The organism is Bacillus sp. 95MFCvi2.1 (assembly GCF_000374965.1).
Taxonomy (GTDB): domain Bacteria; phylum Bacillota; class Bacilli; order Bacillales; family Bacillaceae_G; genus Bacillus_A; species Bacillus_A pseudomycoides.
Window position 1 is genome coordinate 356,715 of the sequence record NZ_KB895690.1, and the last position, 19,775, is coordinate 376,489.

Annotated in this window: 15 protein-coding genes and 1 pseudogene; 3 read left to right on the forward strand and 13 right to left on the reverse strand. The window is 34.6% G+C overall.

What is annotated here, in order from left to right; genetic code table 11:
- Positions 1–195: 195 nt before the first annotated feature.
- From C568_RS0101925 to C568_RS0101955, 7 genes are all read right to left on the reverse strand, one after another.
- Entirely contained in the window at positions 196–1,899 is a 1,704-nt protein-coding gene (locus C568_RS0101925; RefSeq protein ID WP_018780625.1) for a M4 family metallopeptidase, read from the reverse strand.
- Between the two features lie 682 nt (positions 1,900–2,581).
- Positions 2,582–4,678, reverse strand: coding sequence for a HelD family protein (locus tag C568_RS0101930; RefSeq protein ID WP_018780626.1), 2,097 nt, complete (start codon positions 4,676–4,678; stop codon positions 2,582–2,584).
- Between the two features lie 338 nt (positions 4,679–5,016).
- The gene (locus C568_RS0101935; RefSeq protein WP_018780627.1) at positions 5,017–6,003 is read right to left on the reverse strand and encodes an LLM class flavin-dependent oxidoreductase; all 987 of its coding nucleotides are present in this window, start codon (positions 6,001–6,003) and stop codon (positions 5,017–5,019) included.
- Positions 6,004–6,095: 92 nt separating this feature from the next.
- Positions 6,096–6,383 (reverse strand): hypothetical protein, encoded by a 288-nt coding sequence (locus C568_RS0101940; RefSeq protein ID WP_003197969.1) that lies wholly within the window; start codon positions 6,381–6,383, stop codon positions 6,096–6,098.
- 468 nt (positions 6,384–6,851) lie between these two features.
- Positions 6,852–7,229, reverse strand: a complete 378-nt coding sequence (locus C568_RS0101945; RefSeq protein ID WP_018780628.1) for a gamma-glutamylcyclotransferase family protein — start codon at positions 7,227–7,229, stop codon at positions 6,852–6,854.
- Between the two features lie 23 nt (positions 7,230–7,252).
- On the reverse strand, positions 7,253–9,370 hold the full coding sequence (recQ, locus tag C568_RS0101950) for a DNA helicase RecQ (RefSeq protein ID WP_018780629.1): 2,118 nt from the start codon (positions 9,368–9,370) through the stop codon (positions 7,253–7,255).
- 49 nt (positions 9,371–9,419) lie between these two features.
- A complete protein-coding gene (locus C568_RS0101955) occupies positions 9,420–10,334 on the reverse strand; it encodes a LysR family transcriptional regulator (protein ID WP_018780630.1) in 915 nt (304 codons plus the stop codon).
- Positions 10,335–10,459: 125 nt separating this feature from the next.
- On the opposite strand from C568_RS0101955, the gene C568_RS0101960 reads away from it, so the two are divergent.
- Together C568_RS0101960 and C568_RS0101965 are read left to right on the forward strand one after the other, a co-directional pair.
- Positions 10,460–11,722, forward strand: coding sequence for an APC family permease (locus tag C568_RS0101960; protein WP_018780631.1), 1,263 nt, complete (start codon positions 10,460–10,462; stop codon positions 11,720–11,722).
- 978 nt (positions 11,723–12,700) lie between these two features.
- A complete protein-coding gene (locus C568_RS0101965; protein ID WP_016115111.1) occupies positions 12,701–13,063 on the forward strand; it encodes a hypothetical protein in 363 nt (120 codons plus the stop codon).
- Positions 13,064–13,405: 342 nt separating this feature from the next.
- On the opposite strand, the gene C568_RS0101970 is transcribed toward C568_RS0101965, so the two are convergent.
- Both C568_RS0101970 and ppaC read right to left on the reverse strand, forming a co-directional pair.
- Positions 13,406–13,858 carry a DUF6884 domain-containing protein gene (locus tag C568_RS0101970; protein ID WP_006095049.1) on the reverse strand — a complete coding sequence of 151 codons (453 nt, stop codon included), beginning with the start codon at positions 13,856–13,858 and terminating at the stop codon, positions 13,406–13,408.
- Between the two features lie 282 nt (positions 13,859–14,140).
- Entirely contained in the window at positions 14,141–15,073 is a 933-nt protein-coding gene (gene ppaC / locus C568_RS0101975; RefSeq protein WP_018765661.1) for a manganese-dependent inorganic pyrophosphatase, read from the reverse strand.
- Positions 15,074–15,272: 199 nt separating this feature from the next.
- Between ppaC and C568_RS0101980 the strand changes: the two genes are divergently transcribed.
- On the forward strand, positions 15,273–16,079 hold the full coding sequence (locus C568_RS0101980) for an alpha/beta fold hydrolase (RefSeq protein WP_018780632.1): 807 nt from the start codon (positions 15,273–15,275) through the stop codon (positions 16,077–16,079).
- Positions 16,080–16,190: 111 nt separating this feature from the next.
- On the opposite strand, the gene C568_RS35115 is transcribed toward C568_RS0101980, so the two are convergent.
- The 4 genes and pseudogenes from C568_RS35115 to C568_RS0101995 all read right to left on the reverse strand — a co-directional run bounded on the left by C568_RS35115 (position 16,191) and on the right by C568_RS0101995 (position 19,764).
- Complete coding sequence (locus tag C568_RS35115) at positions 16,191–16,343, reverse strand: MarR family transcriptional regulator (RefSeq protein WP_080740304.1); 153 nt, start codon at positions 16,341–16,343, stop codon at positions 16,191–16,193.
- Between the two features lie 103 nt (positions 16,344–16,446).
- A pseudogene (locus tag C568_RS30380) lies at positions 16,447–16,629 on the reverse strand (carboxymuconolactone decarboxylase family protein); the annotation flags it as partial.
- Between the two features lie 46 nt (positions 16,630–16,675).
- Positions 16,676–18,166 (reverse strand): alanine/glycine:cation symporter family protein, encoded by a 1,491-nt coding sequence (locus C568_RS0101990; protein ID WP_018780634.1) that lies wholly within the window; start codon positions 18,164–18,166, stop codon positions 16,676–16,678.
- A gap of 113 nt (positions 18,167–18,279) precedes the next feature.
- Entirely contained in the window at positions 18,280–19,764 is a 1,485-nt protein-coding gene (locus C568_RS0101995) for an aldehyde dehydrogenase family protein (RefSeq protein WP_018780635.1), read from the reverse strand.
- Positions 19,765–19,775: the final 11 nt, after the last annotated feature.

Consider the following 19,775-nt stretch of genomic DNA (forward strand, 5'->3'; position numbering starts at 1 on the left):
ATCCTATTATATTAATATTATAACAAAAAAACAAACTTTCCGACATTTTATTCTGTAAAAAGCTAGATAGTACCTAAGGTACTATCTAACTTTCCATAATGTTGTCGAAACAATAGCAGAACCTGGCCTATCCTCTTGCTTATACAACCATTATGTGTTGAGTCCATCAATACGGATAAGAACTATATTTCTTACTTACTTAATTTTTGCTGCATCAAAAGCTTTTTGAACTGCTTGAACCTCAGTTGAGTTCGCCCCATATTTATTTGCTGCAACTCGAAGGCATGCCGATCTCAATTCGGAGAAACCAGAAGTCATGTTTAATTCATCAGTGTTTGCATAATGGAAAATATCAAACATTTTATCCTCGCCAATACCTTTTACAGTTACACCGTTATGAGTGCCACCTTTTGCAATTAAATACGCAACTTTATTAATAATACTTGAGTTGAAATGAACACCTCCATTATCCCATCCATTAAAATCGTTAAATTCACTATAATCATCTGGATACGGTACTCCAGTTGAAGAAGGAACTGAAGATGGATTTGCCATATCACGGAAAACTGATCCAGTTTGTTCTCCCATTGTCCAGTTAAATTTCCCCTTGTTTATATATTTCTCAATAGCTGTTCCCATAATATCAGATAACGCCTCGTTAATCGCACCAGATTCTCCGGAATATTCAAGATTAGATTCGCTAGATGTAACCGCATGTGTAAATTCATGTCCTGCTACGTCAAATGCCTTTACAATAGGATCTCCATATACAAGCATGCTACCATTATTAGCACTTAATGCGTTCTGCCAATTCTTCGGATCATTTGTATCTTCAGAATCCCAGGCATGTACAACTGAAACTACTTTTTGTCCCTTATTATCAAAACTATTACGCTTGTATTTATCTTTATAAAAATCATATACCTTTGTTGCTAAGAAATGAGCACTTACCGCTTTTGGATCATTAAATGTTGTTGAAGTGCTAGTTGCTAGTGTACCAGGGTAATAGCTTTCCTCTTTAGTAATATCTCTGTAATTCACATCATACGTTTCAATTCCTTGCCCTCTAGTGTAATCAGCAAGTGCATATTTCCCATTACTTTGTTTAGAAATACCAAATGTACGAGATATACCTAAATCATCTTTTCCTGTTCCAGTTAATGATGTAAGATTGCTTTTTCTACTTTCCTTTAAGGCTCCAACAAGCTTTTCACTTGCTTTTAAATCTGATTCTTGTACCATATTTTTTAACATATCACCATTATGAGCATTCACTAAATAGGTTCCAGATACATAGTTTGGTGTTGCAGCAGCAAATGTAACTTGGTATGCATTGCTGGCTTGTCCATTATTTTCATCAACAAAAATAACTTCCTTTACTTCTGGCTCAGAAATAAACTTGATATCATTGCCGTACTTCGTATAAATATATTGTTTCGCTTCTTCTAGTGATAGATTAATAGGCTTCTTTAAATCTTCTTGTTTTAAATTTTGCGCGCTATCTCCTGAAACACTTTTAATAACACCCTTTTTATCTACGTGTGCAGTCAATTGATGCCCATATACTTCTTTTCCTTCATATGTTTGTTGCATACGCACAAGTGTAGTTCCATCATAAGAACCACGCTTTTGAAGAACCTTATAATCTACTCCCGTTTCTCCATTAACTTGTTTTGGAGACAAAGCTTGCTCTGTCTTCTCCTTAAGAGCATCTTTTACTACATTTTCTGGTGCCTTTTGTGATGGTCGTGTAAGTTCACCTGTACGAAACGAATCCTCTTGCATTTGAACTTGTAGTTGATCTGTTTCCTCCGCATGACCTAGTCCATATGGTGTTACAGTTGTTAAAGCTAATCCTGTTGTTAATGCAACTGTAGCTAATGTTTTTTTATTTTTCATGTTTTTCACCTCGTATAATTTTCTGAAATATTAAACTTGTAAAAAGTATACTGTCTATTCTTGTCAAAAAAAAGAGAAAATGCCGAATTTATGTAACATTATGCAAAATTACATAATTTAATGTCGATAATCCGTTATTTAAATTCAATTATTCTAGAAAAAATTAATGTTTATAATGAATGGGATATTTTAAAGGAAAACGGTTGAAGAAGGTAATTCTTTTAGTAGCCGGTTACGTGGGCCAAGAATATATATTCGAGGAGAGAAATTATACTTCATACAGTGTTCTTATCTCTTTTTTACTTTATATGATGGCAGAATGGATTGTGGAGGAAACAAATCAGGAATCGTATTTCATCAGAGTTTATACATGAAGAGATCAAAGTTTTTACTCAAGACATACTAAAAACTGCTCCTATTAAGAAGTTTAGGCTGTGGAGAAATTCTTCTCCACAGCCTATGTTTGTTCCTGAACCGCTTAAAAAAATATTCACTATAGGAGATAGCACTCATAGCCGTTAAGTTAAGAAATTCATTATTCTCTAAAACTAAAAAATACGCTGCATTCTCAAAAGAACTAACTGTAGAGAAAGAAAATTTTCGTTTTGGGGGTATTTAATTTCGTTAGGTTGATGACGATGGGGTGCTACCCCATTACTTGAAAATCCTCTTGAAACATCTATTATTTACTTTCATAAAACTCTTCTTGTATTCCTTGAATTAAAGGTGATGCTTCCCCAGAATAGAAAATCCGTAAATCATGGAGAGATCTCGTGCAGCCAACGTATAATAGTTTCGCATCATGCTTTGTACCTTTATAATGTACTTCATCAACATCGATAAGAAGTACCGCATCAAATTCTAGCCCTTTTGCTAAATACACAGGTACAACTGAAATACCACCCTCATATTTACTTTGGTTTGCTTCGATGACGTTAGCAGTGATTCCTGTAGCTGTTAACTTTTCATATATATCACGACATTCATCATCTGTTCTTCCTATAACAGCAATCGTCTTCACATTTTCACTCTGCATATGTTGTAGAGTCTTTACAATTGCGGCAAATTGATTGTCCGTAGAAATAATCTTTACTTTCTCACCACTACGGAAAACAGGGGTTGCGAGCCCTACTGGAATTTCAGCATTTTTAATGACTTCATTTGCAAATTCAATAATTTCTTTTGTAGAACGATAACTCCTCGTCAGTTCATAATAACCGGTTTCTTGAAATACTTCTTTAAAGTCATTCCAGTCTTCAATCCCTTGATAATCATATATTGCTTGCGATAAATCACCTAAAATCGTAAACGAGTTACCCATTGTAATTTCTTTTAATATATAAATTTGGAATGGTGAAAAATCTTGTGCTTCATCTATAACAACATGGTGGAATTTTTGCCCGATTTCGATACCTGCTAATCGATGGTGAATATGAATAAGAGGTGCTAAATCTTCTACATACACTTCTTTTTTACGACAATTTTTTTCTGTTTCCTGAACAAGTTCTTCAGGTAAAACTTCCAATATTTCTTTTTGCTTCATCATCGAACTATAAAATGATAACGGGCTCATTTTAGGCCAAAATTTCATATAGGCATTTAATCTCTTTGTAGCTTCTTTTTTTAATGCTTTTTTCTCATTTGTTCCTTCAAACTTTTTAAGTTCAATCTCAATCCAGCGCTTTATTCGGCCGACTAATCTTTCTCTACGCTTCCTTAATGGATAGTGCTTATATTCCACTTGCATCCATTTTCTAATTTCTTCTACTGTAATAAATGCTTTATCCCATGCCTCAAAATCTTTTGTTGGTAATAAATTCTTTTCAAATTGAACAATATTTTCTTCAATAAATGACTTAAATTTCATCGTTCCTTTTAATTTACCGAGCATAACCTTTTCATCATCGCGATTTATCGAAAAAGCTTCTTTCAACTTTTCGTCAGTATCTTTCAATTTCACCGCATCATCTAATGTATTTAGCGCCCAATCTTGAAATGTTGTTTGCCTAATATTTCCTACACCAAGTTCAGGAAGTACACTAGAAATATAATCTAAAAACAAACTGTTTGGAGCAAATACAATCATTCTCTCTGCCTCTAGCTGCTCGCGATATTCATAAATTAAAAAAGCAAGGCGATGTAAAGCGATTGTTGTTTTTCCGCTTCCTGCAACCCCTTGAATTAATAATGGCATGTTTTTCTCTGCACGAATAATGTCATTTTGTTCAGATTGTATCGTCGAAACGATATCTTTTAATTTATTATCCTTGTTTTCACCTAATCGATATAGAAGGAAATCATCTGCAAGAGATACATCTTCACTTCCTTTTACATATGTATCAACAACACGTTCCAGTTCTCTTTTGCGAATAGCAATGTTCCTTTTTAAATACACATCGCCCTCTACTAAGCCATCTGGTGAATGATAAAAAGCCAGTTCTTCACCACCAGTAAACGAATAAAACATACTAGCAACAGGTGCGCGCCAGTCAATAACAATTGGTTTCATCGTTTCTTCATCAGAAACACCTACTTTACCAATATAAATCGGGTTTGGTTCTGGCTGTCCATCCTCCTGAAAATCTAATCGCCCAAAGTATGGTTCTTGCACACCAATACGTAGGTTTTGCCGATTTGACTCCCTCATACTTTCAAGTATTTGTTCTTTAAAATCCTCGCCATAGTAAACTGGGATTTTTTCCAATTTGTCTAGTTGTTCATCCATTGTAGATAAAGTTTTTTTCATCCGCTGTAATTCTTCTTCAAATATAGTACTCATAATGCTGATTCCCTCCTGTCCGTTCGAATTTTTCAGTCGAGATACAATTGTATAAAAAATACATTTATAAAGTCAATAGTTCGAGCTGGAATTTTCTAAAATATAAGAATACAAGAAAAAATTCCGCCTTTTTTCACTATTCATTATTTAATTTTTTTCTTTTATACGATAAACATTCGTACAAAAATGTTCATTGATAAAATAGATAAAGGCATAAATAAAATCCCATCGCCATCAAATATGAAATTTATATGCTAAATTCACTTATTAAGCTATTAATTCCCAGTCGGAGTAAATAAAACCATCTTTTTTGAAGTGTAATTGGTCCTATCAATTTTTCACTTACATACTGGAACTACATACTTGCCAAATAAGTCTAAGGATGAAAGCACTTTATGATGTTCTAATCCACCAAAATTCATTACTGCCATAAAATTCGTAACACCTATTTCCCTGTAGGACTGAATTTGTTTAATAACTTCATCAGGACTTCCTATTACTGGATTGAATTTATGTTTAAGGTCTTCATATGAGATATTCGTCCCACGCGGAGTATTCATAAATAGTTGATAAGGATCTTTTGCATTGGATTCAGCATCTACATATGTTTCACCAACATGAACATGAAATGCAACAGGGATTTCCAACTGGTCTGGATTACCGTATCCTGATTTCAGATACATATTTTTGTATGTATCAATCAGCTTTGCTAATTCATCCCGTGATTTACTAAACCCAAGGCCCATGAAATTGCTTCCCATACTAGCAACATGACTAACACCTTTTTCACTAGAGGTTGCAATCCAGTGAGGCGGAAACGGAGCTTGTATTGGCTGGACATTAAGTTTAAGATCATTGTATTGAAAAAACTTTCCTTGATGGGAAAAAGGCTTACCTGACCACGCCTTACGTAACACTTCTAGAGATTCGTTAAAACGCTCAGTTTTGTCCTCCAATGAAATATTATAACCATCAAATTCCTTCTGTGCATATCCACTACCTAACCCCAAATCTAATCTTCCGTTTGATAAAAGATCAACCATCGCATAATCTTCAGCAACTCGTATAGGGTTGTGTAATGGAAGTACTGAAACACCCACACCAAGGCGAATTCTATTCGTCCTTTGAGATACCGCAGCGAGCAGAACTGCTGGAGAGGGATTAATACCAAAATCTGAGAAATGATGTTCTGTAAACCATACTCCGTCAAAATTCATTTCTTCAGCCCGAATGGCTTGCTCCAATACCTCATTATAGAATTGTCTAGAAGTTCGGGATAATTGATCGGGGTAATTGTCAAATATTGTTAATGTGCTAAATTTCATTTCATATCGCTCCTGATAATTTTATTTAGCTTCTTTATTTCACGGATTGTTTTCAAGAAATCTAGATGATAATGCACTTAAAAATAATCACTCTAATTTTCCGAATCATTCCACCTACGGCTGATTTCTAAACCATAATCCATATCATAAACTTCTTTTATAGCTTTAACCTTTTCAAGACTCTCTTGGCTAAATACAGGTTTGTTTTCAAAAGCATGAAGAACTATTCTTTCAAGAAGAACGCCTAGTGAAATATCATGATACTCTGCCATCGCTTTCAAAACTTTTACCATTCTTTTTTCCATTCTAATGCCAGTTTGTACACGTTCAACTTTAATTTTTTGATCTTTTCCACTCATTTTTTCATTATGTTGTTTCATAATCACACACCCTTCTCGCTAAAAAAACAATATTTTGTTACCTATATAACAGTGTACTATTATAACAATATCGCGTATTTTGTCAATTGTATCATTATATTATCGATTTAACATAATGGAGTCTCGCCCCATCACTATCAAGATAATATAAAGTGAAACTTTAATCAGTGGGGGTTGTCTTCATCCCCCACTGATTATTAGTTGAACGAATCGGGCTTTTACGGGCAGTTGATCCCCCACCTAACTTCTTTGCTTTTGCTGAATTTTGAGGTGGGGGTCTTACTGCCCATTAATGCGGGATAAATTTCTATCCACATAATGAAAAAAAACGCTATTCTTTTTGTAGAAATATACAGAAAGAATGGCGTTTTTGATATAAATTTATCGATTTCTGATGAACTAGAATTGGTTTCTAAAGAATTGCAACGATGCATGTATACGGGATAATTCCTTACTTCCCTTATCGATTCAATTTCGATAACTCGCCCAATCACCAGTAATTATTAGTCTCTGTAACATCCCGTCATTTTGTGCAATATAGACATATGCCCCTATACTTCTATCCCCAAAATAGATGGTCTGTGTAATCCGATCATATAAATCTTTTTCTGGATTACCTGTATATTCTTCAAGTTCATCTAACTTTTTTAAAATCTCATCACTTACTTCATATACTTCTCCATATACCTTATTATCACTCGAAAGAATCATTGCAGGATAACCTTGATTTGTATCAAATAGTTTCCCATGAGTCCATGCTTCTTCAGCTATACATGTTGCCCCATGTAAATAATGGGCATTTGCTTGTTGTTTTCTTAAAGTGCCATAAACAAAAACATAGTGCATTTCCCTGTCCCCTTAATACTTCTCTATTTTCTTATTTGTAAATATGCACGAATCATAAAGTAACTCACTTCATCTGGAAGTTGTTCTTTAATAGATTTTAATCCGCCTTCTGCATGTTGTACTGCTGATTCAATAAGAGATTCGTATTCTGCTGGAACGAAACTTGGCCAATCTACTTCCATACCTTCTTCATAACAACGAATTAAGTGGTTTTCGACAGTTTGGCGTGATAAGTCTCGTTCTTTGGCAATTGTACTTAACTCGGTTCCCTGTTTATACATTTCATACGTTTCTAAGTGAGAATTTGCTGATGCTTTTCCAGATTTTTTTCGTTCCGTAACAACTTCTATTTTCATTGTTTCAGCGTAATCTGGGTTTTGTTCCATAAAATGAATAACTGCTTGTAAGAAGTGGGAACCATACTTCGCAAGTTTATGCTCCCCAATTCCTTTTACTTGTAGTAATTCATTTTCACTTTGTGGCATTTTCGCACACATATCTTTTAACGTTTGATCAGAGAAAATAACAAACGGTGGTACGCCTTCTCCTTGTGCAATTTCTTTCCGCACTTCACGTAATATCTCAAACAGTGGATGGTCCCCTACAATCTGTCTTGTTTCTACTCTTTCTTTCCGTAACACATTTTCATTTCCGAGTAATACTTCTTTCCCTTTGGCTGTCACTTTTAAGGTTGGATACGTCCCGTGTTCTACCGTAATTAATTCTTCTGAAATTAAAAACTCAATAAACTCACTTACTTCTTTTACGCTACGGTTCGATAAAAGACCGTAAGTTGGTAATGTATGAAAATTAAATTCAATTACTTTTTTATTTTTTGATCCCGTTAATACTTGTGCAATCATTTGCTTTCCAAATCGCTGGTTTGTTCGAATCATACACGATAAGACCATTTGTGATTCTCTCGTAACGTCGACGCTCTCACGTTCATCCGTACAATTCCCGCAGCGTCCACAATCTTCTTTCGGCTCTTCTCCAAAGTACTCTAAAATAAATGATTGTAAACATTGTTCTGTATGGCAGTAATCTGTCATATGTTGCAGTTTTTCAAGTTCATTTGAGAAACGTGATTCCCCAGTAGATTGATCAATTAAAAAACGCTGCACTTGTACATCCTGAGAAGAATATAACAAAATACATTCACTATCTAATCCATCACGACCAGCACGTCCTGCTTCTTGATAATAACTTTCCATATTTTTCGGGAGTTGATAATGAATCACATAACGAATGTTTGATTTATCTATCCCCATACCAAATGCAGATGTCGCTACCATAACACTCACTTCATCACGTAAAAATCGCTCTTGCTGTTCATTTCGATCATGATCATTCATTCCAGCATGATAACGTGCAACTGAAACGCCTGCTTTATATAAATCTTCATACAACTGATCAACAACTTTTCTTGTCGCTGCATAAATAATTCCAGATTCCTTTTTATTTTGACGAATATAATCCGCTAAATATGCATTTCGGTCCTGTCCTTTGATTACTGAGAACGATAAATTTTCCCGTTCAAACGTTGTCATAATTGTATTCTTTTGATCAATTTCTAGCGTACGACAAATATCTTCACGCACTTGCGGTGTTGCAGTCGCAGTTAACGCAAGTACAAGTGGTTTTTCTGGAAGATAGTCCAATATACGATGTATATGTAAATAACTTGGACGAAAATCATGCCCCCACTGCGAAATACAATGGGCTTCGTCAATTGCGATCATCGGTATCTTCATATCAATTAATTGATCTACAAATTCCATTGAATCAAGACGCTCCGGCGCCACATATAACAACTTATAATGACCTTGTTTCGCTAATTGGATTCGTTGATTTGCTTCTGTAATTGAAATAGAACTATTAATATATGTAGCTGAAATCCCGTTTTGTACTAATGTATCTACTTGATCTTTCATAAGTGAGATCAAAGGTGAGATAACTAATGTCGTCCCCTCAAATACTAGTGCTGGAATTTGATAACAAATTGATTTGCCACCGCCTGTTGGCATAATACAAACTGTATCTTTTCCAGCCAATACATTTTTAATTGTTTCATCCTGCCCTCTACGGAATGACGAGTAGCCAAAATAGGAAGCTAAAAGTTCTTGTGCTTTTGTAAACAAAAAAGATTCACCTGCTTTTCTTAGTCTTTCATCTATTAATATTATATCATTAGTTAAAAGTTACTGTACTCTCTACTTCTCTCCATCCCTTCACATGCTTACGAATAATCATTAAAAACTCATGTAAAGCTGGAGAAAACCATTTATTTTTATGATATACAAGTTGTGTTGCAAACTTTGCTTCATCTAAAATAACAGCTTGTAGTTTCTTGTCTTTCTGCTCTTGCCCAACCGTAATAATTGGTAATAAAGAAATTCCTAATCCGCACATGACACATTGCTTTATCGCCTCAATGCTCCAAAATTCAAATGTACTTTCATGCTGAATGCCTTGTCTTTGTAAATAATGCTCAAAAAATGCTCGATAACTGCAACCACGTTCCGTATACAAAAACGTTTCCTCTTGAGAAAATTGGACATCTTGCGAATCTGTTTGTGTCACAGTGTAATCTTTTGGAAAAACAAATGCCATTTGCTCCATGACAAGTTGCTCAATATGTAAATCCTCTTCCTGACGCTCAGTGTCTAAGAGGAAAGCAATATCTATATTTCCACTCTTTAAATCATTTCTCAATTCCCGACACGTTGAAGCTTTTAATGTAATTTTTACTTTTGGATACTTCTTTTTATATTCATGAAGAATAGAGGGCAAGCGGTAAATTGTTAATGATTCTGGGGCACCAATTACAATTTTTCCAGTAATCTCATTATCCACACTTGGGATTTGTTTTGCTTTCTCAGACAAAGCAATCATTTCATTTGCATAAGGCAGTAGATGCTTTCCTACATCTGTTAACACCATTTTTTTCCCTAATCGATTGAATAAAGGCTGTCCCATTTCTTGTTCAATTGCTTGAATATGCCCTGTTACAGTAGATTGTGCATATCCTAAATAGTCGGCTGCCCATGTATATCCTCCTAACTCAACAATTGTTTTAAATGTTTTTAAATGCCGAATCTCCATCTCAATCTCTCCATTCTAACATCGCAATTTCCGATTAATAACTTCATATATATCTATTTTACTGATAGATAAACTCGAATTACAATAGAAGAAACACAATTTTTCAAAAGGAGATGTATACATATATGAGAAAGAAAAAATTAGGACCAGTACTGCTCAGCGGTTTAATTATTGGTCCAATTTTAGGGTCTGGGATTATTTTACTTCCTCCACTGATCTACAAAACAACTGGAGATTATGCCATTATCGCTTGGCTACTTATTATGGGAATTGGTTTTCTATTCGCTTCCTTATTTGGTAAGTTAAGTATTCTCTTCCCTAGTGAATCTGGGGTTGCACATGCGGTAGATCAAGCTTTTGGACCTTCTATGAAGCAATTAACTTCTATTTTCTTTATCATAGCAGGTTGTCTAGGACCTACAGCTGTTCTTATGACAGCCAGTCAATATATAGCGGCTTTATTTTCAAACTTTAAAGTTCCATTAGAGGGAATTGGTTTTCTTTTAATGTGCCTTTGTGTATTGATTTTATTATTAGATATATCATCTATTGGAAAAATATCATTTGTATTTTCAACAGCTGCAACTGTTCTTTTATTGAGCGGTGGAATTGGTTCTATCCCTCATTTTCGATCGGAACAGCTAGTTCAAACATCTTTTTCTTTTGGAGATTTTGGATATAGTATTTTATTGCTCTTTTGGGCTTTAGTAGGTTGGGAGATTATTGGGAATTACAGTATGGATGTCAAAAATCGAAAAAAAACCATCCCACAAGCAATTACGATAAGCACACTTACTGTAACGGTTGTTTGTCTTGTCGTGGCAGGCGCCACACAATGGATTGTAATTCCCAGTTCACATCAAGAAGACTTACGAATAACAGCCATATTAGCTACTTTATTTGGAGAGTTTGCTGTTCCTCTTATCGCCTTTATTACTACCGTTCTTTGCATGAGTACATATTTATTAGTTGTTGGCGGGGTCTCGCGTCTTATCGCTTCCGAAGCAAAATATATAAAGAAATTATATACACTTTCCTATCGTACGAAATCGAATGTATCAATCTATTCTTTACTTTTCTTAATCGGCATACATACCATTGTATTTATCTGTCTTTATAACGATTTCATTACAGTAGAACAAATTGTAGCCATTGCAAATGCTTTCTTTATCTGTAATGCCATTTGTGGAATCTTTGCAGCATATAAATTATTACCAGGTCTCTTTAACAAAATTCTTTCTTTAAGTTTGATTGTCTGTTTTCTTATCATTCTCTCTTTCTCTTCCATCTGGATTTTAATAAGTATTGGAATACTAGTTGGTTTCTATGGGTTACAGTACTTCAAAAACAGACCAAATACTTATGAAAAGGAAATTTCAATACGATAATGAAAAGAAAAGATTCTCATTTAAACTATTTCTCACACAAATTACAGATTCATTCCCATAATATATCCGCATCAAATTAAGGGAGGTTTATTTATGAAACGCAACAATAATCTAATTGTTTTTCGCTCTTCGAATAAACAACTCCAGGTTTCTAATCGTGATGCTTGGAAATATGAATCTCTTTATAAATATAGACCTTTATTCTCGTATAGGAAGATTTTCACATCTCTTTTCAATCTCTTTTTCAAGAATACAAAACGTTAATATCTTTCATATAAAGTTTCTCAACATATAACCTATGGACTTCATTCATTACAATTGATAACGTTTAATTAATCTGTTGGATTAAAGCCCCTTCTTACGACCTGCTTCTTACTTGCAGGTCTTTTTTATTCCTTCATTACTCTATGAATTGAACACAAGCGTAAAAATTCGACATATATATGGCTACCGTAAATGTCTGCTTAAAATTTTTTCTCAATACACAAAACCCTTTCCATTTGTTACGATAAAAGTACTCCAGATGGGTTATTGCTCATCAACATTATCTAGTTAAAGGGACCTGCTGCGGGAAGTAGGTCTCTTTGACTTTGTCTGAAAGGTTTCTTATAGCCCCCATACTAGACATTCATTTGGACACATTTACCAGGTTTCTTCCCAAGAAATTCATGCTAAGATTACTTTGTCGAGTTCGACATTCTCGACAATACCCTTATGAATCCCTGCAACTTCCCTTGCAGGGATTCATTTCTTTTATATTCACTTTTATTAACATCTACTTCAACTAAATTCCCTATAATTTACTCAAGAATATTTTCTTTAAAATTCTGCATAAATCCAACTCTATAATATTTTTTATCTTCTAGAAATCCCTTAATAATATTTACAGTAATCTTTTACCATTTGCCTTACCACTTTACATTTAACATGTATCGATATATTTTATTAATATCTTTTTTATTTGTAGGAGGAAACGTATTGATTAATGCACTAGGTCTCGCTTTTATTCTTTCTAATAAACCTGAAAAGAAGAAAAAAGTTTATCTTAATGATAGATTTGCACTAATAGACATTATTGAATCTAAAGATGTATATGATTCTGAAGGTAACCCACTAGTAGAGCTAACATGTAAATATAGTATTTATTTGGATGAAAAATACTATTGTAAATCTCTCGAAGACTACACTGGACAAGTATTTCCTTTCCTAAGTGCAAAAATTGGAAAAGGTCTTGTTAGAAATTTAAATTATTATTTTTCATATGTTGATGTATACGATAAAAAACCACCAGTTAAAGAGATAAGAAACCTTATGAAGCAAGTAATAAACTATAACGTTTAGTATGTTCTAAATGGAAATTCTCTTAAAAATAGAAGCACCCAATTTGGGTGCTTTCCACTTATATTCTTTTGTTTTGGTTGTTGTACTAAAGACTGACAATATCTACATAACATAATTACCTCTCCCACTAACCCATTCCATGTTCAGCTGTATGCACTGGGAAATTAACATCTTTTACATCAACAAAAAATGGATCGCCCATTAACTCCTCATCTAGCTTTTTTCCTTATAAGTCTATATTTCTAACAATACATAGCACCCTTATGTACAATATAAAGTGAAACTTTAATCAGCGGGGGCTTACTGCCCGTTAATGCGGGATAAATCGAGTTCTTTTAACTTTTACTGAATCTCGTTATGATTTTCAACCGCCCACTTCAACCTCTGCAGCATATATCCAATTCCTTTACAGCCTTCTAACGGATAGGAAATCATTTCTTCCGGATATAACTTTGTCACTACTTTTTTATGCTTCTTGCCTGCAAGCAGGACAATTTCATTAAAGTCTAATAATTTCTTTTCAATCATTTGTCTTTTTAGTTGTTCCATACTAATAATCTCATTACTTTTCGAATTAAAAGCAAGATCATAGTTTTTTTCTACTATATCAGTTGACAGTAAAAATCCATGTTTAGCTGATAAAATAACCCAGTGTGAAAAAAATTGCGAAGCATATGCTTGGCATGCTTTTCCGAATGGACTAATGTATACATCCTTTGCTTCTGTTGGTCCCTTATCAGGATACTGATCCCAGATTTTCTTTTTTCCACATGGAATGATGCATAGCCTTTTCATTATTCCCTTTTTCCCTCTTTTCTCTTTCGATCCTATATATAATTTGTTTTATTTTTTCATTATTACTTTTAAGACATAGTAATTACTAATGAAATCATAGCATTTTTAATTCACAGATAAAAATATCAAGTTTTTCTTTTCTTCCTACCCAAGTTCCATTTTCCCTAAATGAAACATTAAAATAACAGACCTTAATATCCGAAATTTTATGCTTCCTAAAAACAAAAAAGGACAAGCAGACTATATATCTGTTTGTCCTTTCCTTTTCATCCAAAACTTCTCTTATAGAGTTTGGAACGTTTCTGTTAATACAGGAACGATTTGTTTTTTACGAGATACAACACCTTTTAAAGTTGCTGTATTGTTTTCTAATGTTACGTTGTATGCTTTTTCAACAACTTGTGTCGCTTTACCGATAGCAAGACCAACAGAATCGTTAGTTAAGATATCAGTCACAACGAATAAGAATAGGTCTAAACCTTTTTCTTCTACTACTGCAGAGATTACTTTTTCTAATTCCGCTTGGTGTACAAGAACGTCGTTTGTATCAACAGCGTTTACTTGTGCGATTTCAACTTTTGCATCGCCCATTTGGAATTCTTTTGCGTCAAGAGAGATTAATTGCTCCATTGTTTTACCGCTTAAATCTGCACCAGCTTTTAACATTTCTAAGCCGTAGCTTTCCGCGTCAACACCAGCGATTTCCGCTAATTCACGAGCTGCAGCTACGTCTTGGTCTGTGCAAGTTGGAGATTTAAATAGTAAAGAATCTGAGATAATTGCAGATAACATTAAACCTGCAACTTCTTTACGAATTGCAACGCCGTTTTCTTTGTACATTTTGTTTAAGATTGTAGCTGTACAACCAACTGGCTCGCAACGGTAGTATAAAGGATCGCTTGTCTCAAAGTTAGCAATACGGTGATGATCGATAACTTCTAACACACGAACAGATTCGATATCGTTAGCACTTTGTTGACGTTCGTTATGGTCAACTAAAATCACGTTGTCCACTTCGTTTGCTACTGTTTCAACAAAACGCGGTCCTTCTACTTTAAAATGATCTAACGCAAATTGAGTTTCACCGCTGATTTCACCTAAACGTACAGGCTCAGCATTCATTCCTAATTCTTTTTTCAGCTCTGCATAAGCAATTGCAGAACAAATTGCATCTGTGTCTGGGTTTTTATGCCCGAAAACTAGTACTTTTTCCATGATTTCCACCTCTTCATGAAAAGGATATCTTAAAGAAGCAAATATGACAATATTTTAAACACATTTTTTATAAATAAAATAAAGGTTCTGCCCTATTTTACACAAAAAAACATCTTACTTCTCCTATATAAGAGGAAAAAAACATGAAAAGCAGAATAAAATCATAAAAAGTCCATTTATTAAAAGGAGGTTTTCCGTTATGCCTATTATCAAGCTTGAAAATGGTGTGAACTTATACTACGAAGAGCGCGGAGAAGGTACACCCATTCTTTTTATTCACGGCGTCTGGATGAGCAGCCGTTTTTTTCATAAACAAATCCCTTATTTCAGTGAAAAATATCGTGCGATTTCAATTGACTTACGAAGTCACGGGCGCTCTCCCCATATTGAAACTGGACATACAATTACAAACTATGCCCATGATGTGCATGCTTTTATAGAAAGTTTATCTTTAAAAGATGTTATCTTAGTCGGTTGGTCAATGGGAGCATTTGTTGTATGGGAATATATAAAGCAATTTGGAGAACAAAATATTAAAGGTTCTGTTATTGTTGATGAATTAGCATCAGATTTTAAATGGCCCGATTTCCCTATTGGTGCCTTTGATTTCCCAACACTTATTCATTTCATGAGAGAAGTTCAAACAAATCAAGTTGAGTTTCTAAAGGGTTTTATCCCTCTCATGTTTAAAAATCCCCTTTCTACAGAAGATTCAACTTGGATACTTGAGGAGGTAACAAAGGTTCCAGCATCTATTGCGAGCGCGATTTTATTCGATCAATCTGTTGTTGATTATCGGAAAGAATTAAATGCAATTACAAAACCAACTTTACTTTGTTTCGGTAGAGAAGAAAAATTAATTCCAGTTGCTGCGGGCGAACATTTACACGCACATATTAATAACTCTCAACTCGTTATTTTCGAAAACAGCTGTCATTGTCCATTTCTAGAAGAAGCTGACCATTTTAACAATGTGCTACATTCTTTTATTCAATCACTGTCATAACGTATTTTTCAAAGGACCTAGTATGTTAAAACTTTAAAACTCATTTTTTAATCAAAACAAAAAGGCCATTTAAAACAATGGCCTTTAAAATTAATTTCTGCACAATTCCTTTTACTCAAAATTTTTATCTTCTATTTTATTAAGTTCGCCCCTTACCCACGATGCTTCTAAAGTACCTTCTAGGAAACGAGAAACCAACTTTAATTCATTTGGATTATATCTATTTAAAAATCGAATAACTTCTCTATTACTTACATCATGCAACGCCTGGTGTAAGTAAAACAGTTCTTTTCCTAAAGAGGTTGTTTTAAATAAGATTTCCTTTTTATTATTTGGAATCGTTTTTGTCGTGATTAATTTTTTAGTAACTAATCCCTAACGCAATGAGCTGTTTTTCGCGTTTTGTTAATGCACCTTCCTGGAAACAAGCTTGTGTAAATGCATGATATGTTTCTGTGATTTCTGGAATTGGTTTTAAAAAATTTCCAATGCCCTCTTTGTAATGAAGTAATACATCATTTATAAAACCATGTTGTTGATATATTATCATAAAAAAGATAGAATTTTCAGTTTTTTAACCTTAAAAATATATAACGCTACAATTTCACACTATCATCTACTGGTACTTTTCTTCTAGAAATTTCATTTTCACCTTCTTTACACTTTTCTTCCCAAAATACAACACCTTCAAGCCCTACTTTTTTAGGGTCAAATATTGGATCTTTCCCTTCTTTTTTCTGCGTTTCATAATCTTTTAATACTTTTAATGCCGTCTTACTTAACAATAAAATCGCTAAAAGATTCAGCCATGCCATACTACCTATCCCTAAATCTCCAAGATTCCATAAAAGTGAAGCTGATTCCACACTACCGACGTAAACCATAATTAAAAATCCGAATTTCAAAATCGTTTTTAACCATTTAAATTTCAATTTATGATCCAAGTAAGTAAGTGTAGTTTCGGCAATATAGTAATATGCTAGTAGAGTTGTGAATGCAAAGAAAAAGATTGCGATTGAAATAAATAATGGACCAAAACCTGTCATAACAGTTTCAACTGCTTGTTGTGTGTAAATTGGCCCTGCTTCAACATTCCCCATATTTTTCACAATGGCGCTCTTTCCTTCAGGTATGACATTATACATCCCTGTTATTAAAACCATGAGAGCTGTTGCTGTACACACAACAATTGTATCGATGTAAACCGAAAATGCTTGTACTAATCCTTGTTTAGCAGGATGTGATACTTCAGCAGCTGCAGAGCTATACGTTGCTTCTCCAACACCAGCAACATTTGAAAATACAGCTCGTTTCACTCCCCATGCAATGGCTGCCCCAACAATTCCGCCAAACATTTCATCGATTCCAAATGCACTTGAGAAAATAAGTGTGAACATATTAGGGATTTCCGTTATATTAGCAATTAAAACGATACATGTAACAATTACATAACCAATTGCCATAAACGGCACTAGAGTTTGAGAAACAGCAGCAATTCTCTTTACTCCGCCAAAAATAATCGCTGCCAGCAATACAACTAAAAATACACCAGTCATATATTTACTAATACCAGAAGAATTTTCAAATCCAACCGCAATGCTACTTGATTGAATCCCTGGCAATAAAACGCCGTATGAAATCGTCACGACAACCGCTACAATGACGGCAAACCATTTTATTTTTAAGCCTTTTTCAATAAAATATGGTGTACCACCTCGATATTCATTTCCTACCTTACTTTTATACACTTGAGCAAGCGTTGACTCAACGAATGCACTAGCTGCTCCTAATAGAGCCATCACCCACATCCAAAACACAGCTCCTGGACCACCAAAAGCAATAGCTGTCGCTACACCAGCAATATTTCCAATTCCGACCCGGCCCGATAACGCTAAACAAAATGCTTGAAATGAAGATATCCCGGTCTCTGAGCTCTTTCCTTCAAATAATAGTTTGATCATCTCTTTAAAATACCGAATTTGTAAAAAACGAGTAGCAATTGTGAAATACACGCCTGCTCCTAACGCAAAAATAACTAATCCTATACTCCATACTTGTCCTACTAACCACTCTACTAACTTTTCCATCCCAATCCCCCTCATAATTGTGTGAAAAAGAGTTATTTATTGCGTGCTTAAAAAATAAAACGGACAACCTCACCGTTCATTCAAGTTGTCCGTTCACTCTTCCTATTTGATCATTATTTTATATTAACCCAAACACTCTTTACTTCCGTGTAGTTATCAAGTGCATACGACCCTAATTCGCGTCCAATTCCGGATTGTTTATATCCGCCAAATGGTGCCGCTGCATTTTCTAAATTATAATCATTAATCCAAACGGTTCCTGCCTTTAATTTATTTGCGACTTGATGTCCAGTTTTAATATTTTGTGTCCATACACCTGCTGCTAATCCGTAAGAAGAGCTATTCGCTCTTTCAATTACTTCCTCAGTCGAATCAAATGGCATAACTACAACGACTGGTCCAAATATTTCTTCCTTTGCGATTGTCATATCATCTGTAACATTTGTAAAAACTGTGGGCTGCACAAAATAACCTTTTTCAAATGCCCGTTCTCCCCCAGCTACAACTGTTGCTCCTTCAGCCATTCCTTGTTCAATATACTTTAGCACACACTCTTGTTGTTTTTTAGATACGAGCGGGCCCATTTCTGTATCCTTTTCCATACCGGCACCAAGCTTAACTTTATTCGCCATTTCTACAAGTTCATCTACTACTCTTTCATAATGTTTCCGATGAACGAACACACGAGATCCTGCGCTACAGTTTTGACCATGATTATACATAATGCCTTGGAAGGCACCATTAATAGCTTCAGATAAATCGGCATCTTCTAAAATAATATTTGGTGACTTACCTCCAAGTTCTAACGTTACATGTTTAATTGTTTCAGCAGATTGACGCATAATATATTTCCCTGTAACTGTCGAACCTGTGAAAGCTACTTTATTAATATCATGATGGTTTACGATTGCTGCTCCTGCTTCTTGTCCGAAACCTGGAACAAAGTTTACAACACCGTTTGGAAATCCCGCCTCTTTAAAAAGCTTTGCAGCATATAGTAAAGATAACGGTGTTTGCTCTGCTGGTTTTAATACAATCGTGCATCCTGTCGCAAGAGCAGCACCCATTTTCCAAGCGGACATAACTAACGGATAATTCCAAGGAATAATTTGACCAACAACCCCAATCGGTTCATGACGTGTATAATTTAAATAATCTTTTGAAATAGGAATTGTTTGTCCTACAATTTTTGTAGTCCAACCAGCATAATACCGGTAATTTTCTACTGTCGCTGGAATATCATCTTCAAGCGCAATTTGATACGGTTTCCCATTATCTAAAGCTTCTAGCTGCGCTAATTCTTCTTTATGTTCTTCAATTAAATCAGCTAATTTATATATAAGATGTGCTCTTTCTGCAGTAGTCATTTCAGACCAAGGACCCGTTTCAAAAGCTTCTCTTGCAGCTTTCGTCGCTACATCAATATCTTCCGCTTGCGCCTCACTCACTACCGCAAGAACATCCTCTGTAGCCGGATTATATGTTTTAAACGTCTTTCCACTAATAGAAGGCACAAATTCACCATTAATAAACAATTTGATTTCTTCATTTAAAAACGCTTTCACTTTTGATTTTAGCTCCATGTTTGTCGTTAACATATTTTCCCCTC